This window comes from uncultured Sphingomonas sp. (genome assembly GCF_913778135.1).
In the GTDB taxonomy this organism is placed as follows: Bacteria; Pseudomonadota; Alphaproteobacteria; order Sphingomonadales; family Sphingomonadaceae; genus Sphingomonas.
Map to the genome: position 1 here is coordinate 1 of NZ_CAJYVU010000102.1, position 3,970 is coordinate 3,970.

A 3,970-nucleotide genomic window follows, 5' to 3' on the forward strand; every position below is an offset into this window, starting at 1 on the left:
CCGGCGAATCAACCCGGCTCCACGTTGCACGACCGCTGTAGCATGCATATAACACACTGACGGTTCACGAGGAGCTTGCCCCATGCCCAACAGTCCCTGGTCGCACATGCGCCGCGACGGCGTTGCCGACGACGTCGATTTCGATATCAAGGGCCAGGAGCTCCAGTTCGTCGAGATCGAGCTCGATCCCGGCGAGAGCGCGGTTGCGGAAGCGGGCGCGATGGTGTGGAAGGACGCCAGCATCGCGATGACGACCGTGTTCGGCGACGGCAGTTCGTCGGGCTCGGGCGGCGGCTTCATGGGCGCGCTGCTAGGTGCTGGCAAGCGGCTGGTCACGGGCGAGAGCCTGTTCACCACCGTGTTCACGCATCAAGGATCGGGCAAGGCGCGTGTCGCCTTTGCCTCGCCCACCCCCGGCTCGATCCTGCCGCTCCGCCTCGCCGATCTGGGCGGCACGCTGATCTGCCAGAAGGACAGCTTCCTCGCCGCGGCCAAGGGCGTGCAGATCGGCGTCGCGTTCCAGCGCCGCGTCATGACCGGCCTGTTCGGCGGCGAAGGCTTCGTGATGCAGCGGTTGGACGGCGACGGTTGGGTGTTCGTGCAGATGGGCGGCACCGTCGTGCAGCGCGAATTGCGCGCGGGCGAGGAACTGCACGTCGATACCGGCTGCCTCGCTGCCTACACGCCCTCGGTCGACTTCGACCTCGTCACGGTCGGCGGCGTGCGCACGATGTTCACCGGCGGCGAGGGCGCGTTCTTCGCGCGGTTGCGCGGGCCCGGTACCGTCTGGGTCCAGTCGCTACCGTTTGCGCGTTTGGCCGGGCGGATGCTCCAGGCCGCGGGCGGGCGCGGCGGCAACCGCGGCGAGGGGTCGGTGCTCGGCGGGTTCGGCGACTGGGTCGGCGGCAACGACTGACCGCCACGCTTGGATCAATGCGTCTCGCGCCAGCGGGCAAGGCCGGCGTCGTAATCCTCCTGCGCGCGGCGCTTCGCCTTCTCCAACTCGGCGAGCGTCTGCTCGTGCCGCTCGGTTGCGTTCCGCCGCTCGCGGTCGAGCGCCGCCTGCCGGGCGGCAAGCTCGCGCTGTTCCTTTCGCCACGCGCGCTCCGCCGTGTCGATCGCGTCCCGCGCGGCATCTAGTGCCTCGCGCGACGGCTTGGGCGCGCGCACGGGCGCAGGTTCTCGCGCCTCGACCTTGGCGGTGCGCTTCTTCGCCTTCGGCCGATCCGCCGGTAGCGCCGCGAACTGCTCCGCCGCACTCCCGCGCGACCGCTTGATGACCTCGCCGGGCCGCGAGAGCGGTTCCTCCATCAGCGCCGGGTCGGTCACCTCCTCCGCCGCCCCGCGCGCGAACAGATCGCGCTCGGCGCCCCAGGCGGCGAGCGCGGCCTTGCGGCTGGGCGCGGCGACATAAGCGTCGTGGAACCCCGCGGCCGTGCGAAACACCTTCAGCTTGCGCGCCACGCTGCCCCTCCCCCCCCCTATTTCGCGCCACAACGCGGGCGAACACAAAAAGCCGCACGCGCGCCCCTTTTCGCATCCGCAACACACTGCTATCGCCCGCGGCGACCTTATATTCAGGCCAACCATCAGGCTATCGTCGGCGCCCGCGCGGGTCCCCCCGCCTCCCCGAGCCCGCCGGTGCAACAGCAAAGGACGCCCCATGACCGCGATCGGCCACGACACGCTGAAGGCCCGCAAGACGCTCACCGCCGGCGGCAAGAACTACGATTATTATGCGCTCGACGTGGCCGCGGCGAAATACGGCGACGTCAGCCGCCTGCCCTTCTCGCTGAAGGTGCTGCTGGAGAACATGCTCCGCTTCGAGGACGGCGTCACCGTGACCGAGGCCGACATCCAGGCGATCGTCGACTGGCAGAAGAACCCTAATTCGCCCGATCGCGAGATCCAGTATCGCCCCGCGCGCGTGCTGATGCAGGATTTCACCGGCGTTCCCTGCGTCGTTGACCTCGCCGCGATGCGCGACGCCATCACCAAGCTCGGCGGCAACCCGGCGAAGATCAACCCGCAGGTGCCCGTCCACCTCGTCATCGACCACTCGGTGATGGTCGATGAATTCGGCACGCCCAAGGCGTTCGACGACAACGTCGAGCTCGAATATCAGCGCAACGGCGAACGCTACGAGTTCCTCAAGTGGGGATCGAAGGCGCTCGACAATTTCAAGGTCGTGCCGCCGGGCACCGGCATCTGCCACCAGGTGAACCTCGAGTACGTGTCCCAGGCGATCTGGTCCTCAACCGAGACGGGTGAGCACGCAACCGGCGAGAACGCGATTGCCTACCCCGACACGCTCGTCGGCACCGACAGCCACACCACGATGGTGAACGGTCTGGGCGTGCTCGGCTGGGGCGTCGGCGGGATCGAGGCGGAGGCGGCGATGCTCGGCCAGCCGGTGTCGATGCTGATCCCCGAGGTCGTCGGCTTCAAGCTGACCGGCCAGCTACGCGAGGGCATTACCGCGACCGACCTCGTGCTGACCGTCACGCAGATGCTGCGCGCCAAGGGCGTCGTCGGCCGCTTCGTCGAATTCTACGGCCCCGGCCTCGACCAGATGACGCTCGCCGACCGTGCGACGATCGCCAACATGGCGCCCGAGTATGGCGCGACCTGCGGCTTCTTCCCGGTGGACGACAAGACGCTCGACTACATGCGCCTGACCGCGCGTTCGGAGGAAACGGTCGCCCTGACCGAGGCCTATGCGAAGGCGAACGGCTTCTGGCGCGCCGCCGACGCGCCCGATCCGATCTTCACCGACACGCTCGAACTCGACATGGGCAGTGTCGTCCCCAGCCTGGCGGGTCCGAAGCGCCCGCAGGACAAGGTCAGCCTCGACACCGTCGACGAGGTGTTCAACGGCGACCTGCACAAGATCTACCACAAGGAGCGCCCCGCGCGCGTCGCGGTCGATGACCGCGACCACGACATCGGCGACGGCGACGTGGTGATCGCCGCGATCACCAGCTGCACCAACACCTCCAACCCCTCGGTGCTGGTCGCCGCCGGTCTCGTCGCGCGCAAGGCGAATGCACTGGGGCTGAAGCCCAAGCCGTGGGTGAAGACCTCGCTGGCGCCGGGCAGCCAGGTCGTGACCGATTACCTCGACAAGGCCGGGCTGTCGGCCGACCTCGACGCGATGGGGTTCAACCTCGTCGGCTACGGCTGCACCACCTGCATCGGCAACTCGGGTCCGCTCGCAGCCCCGATCAGCAAGGCGATCAACGAGAACGACCTCGTCGCCGCCTCGGTGCTCTCGGGCAACCGCAACTTCGAAGGCCGCGTGTCGCCGGACGTGCGCGCGAACTTCCTGGCCAGCCCGCCGCTCGTCGTCGCTTATGCGCTGAAGGGCACCGTCACCACCGACATGAACGACACGCCGATCGGTGAAGGCACCGACGGCCCGGTGTATCTGAAGGACATCTGGCCGACCAACCAGGAGGTCGCCGACCTCATGGCCGCCAACATCGACGACAACATGTTCCGCAGCCGCTACGGCAACGTCTACGCCGGCGACACCAAGTGGCAGGGCATCTCGGTCGAGGGTACCGACACCTACAGCTGGCCCGCGGCGTCGACCTACATCGCCAACCCGCCCTATTTCGAGGGCATGGAGATGACGCCGAAGCCCGTCACCGACATTATCGAGGCGAAGCCGCTTGCGATCCTGGGCGACTCGATCACCACCGATCACATCAGCCCGGCAGGCTCGATCAAGGCCGACAGCCCGGCGGGCAAGTGGTTGCAGGAGCGTCAGGTCAGCCGCGGCGACTTCAACAGCTACGGCGCGCGTCGCGGCAACGACAACGTGATGGTGCGCGGCACCTTCGCCAATATCCGGATCAAGAACGAGATGGTCCCCGGCGTCGAGGGCGGGATGAGCCGCTACGATGGCGAGGTCATGCCGATCTACGACGCGGCGATGCGCCACAAGGCCGACGGCACGCCGCTGGTC

The 3,970-nt window shown here is 68.0% G+C and carries 3 protein-coding genes; 2 read left to right on the forward strand and 1 reads right to left on the reverse strand.

The window, feature by feature from the left end; all coding sequences use genetic code 11:
* Nucleotides 1-82: 82 nt before the first annotated feature.
* Complete coding sequence (locus tag QZ847_RS09580; protein ID WP_294355987.1) at nt 83-916, forward strand: TIGR00266 family protein; 834 nt, start codon at nt 83-85, stop codon at nt 914-916.
* A gap of 14 nt (nt 917-930) precedes the next feature.
* On the opposite strand, the gene QZ847_RS09585 is transcribed toward QZ847_RS09580, so the two are convergent.
* Nucleotides 931-1,464, reverse strand: a complete 534-nt coding sequence (locus QZ847_RS09585; RefSeq protein WP_294355989.1) for a hypothetical protein — start codon at nt 1,462-1,464, stop codon at nt 931-933.
* Between the two features lie 199 nt (nt 1,465-1,663).
* Here QZ847_RS09585 and acnA point away from each other — a divergent pair.
* A partial coding sequence (acnA, locus tag QZ847_RS09590) for an aconitate hydratase AcnA (protein ID WP_294355991.1) occupies nt 1,664-3,970 on the forward strand: 2,307 nt, incomplete at its 3' end.

Excerpts from the sequence above, each read along its gene's own strand:
- QZ847_RS09580 (WP_294355987.1), top strand. The coding sequence starts at position 83 with ATGCCCAACAGTCCCTGGTCGCACATGCGCCGCGACGGCGTTGCCGAC.